Here is a 456-nt window from a genome sequence, read left to right on the forward strand (position 1 = left end):
AATCATCGATCACGTTATAGAACGTAAGGGTTGGGATAAAAAAATAAAAAATGAAAAAATGAGTTTTAATATTATGATGGGATATGCTGAAAAAGATATTGCTTTTAAAGATCAACCATATAGTGAGTATGAGTATAACGTGACACCAGCACCAGCACCATGGACAGATGATAAAGAATATAAGGTATGGGGGGAAACAGATTTACAAAAGAAAGACTCCTATTATAAATATCTTTTAGAATCAGAACCTTACAGAAAATAATATAAATGTATAACATAATAAAAAATAGAGATCATTCATCTATCACTTAAAGACAGCGTAGACTTTTACCTAATTATATTAATAAAATGATATTGAAGGAAAAATAATATTGAAAAGAGAAATTTTAAAATGAAATGGTTAAAAATCATTATATTAATTTTATCTTTAGTTCCAATAGAATTTATCGGATTATT

General features: G+C 25.9%; 1 protein-coding gene. It reads left to right on the plus strand.

What is annotated here, in order from left to right:
- The coding region (locus CEW93_RS10655; protein WP_222432749.1) for a hypothetical protein at window positions 1–262 on the plus strand (262 nt) is incomplete at its 5' end.
- Between the last annotated feature and the right edge of the window lie 194 nt (window positions 263–456).

Source organism: Moraxella sp. VT-16-12, assembly GCF_002224245.2.
Lineage (GTDB): Bacteria > Pseudomonadota > Gammaproteobacteria > Pseudomonadales > Moraxellaceae > Moraxella.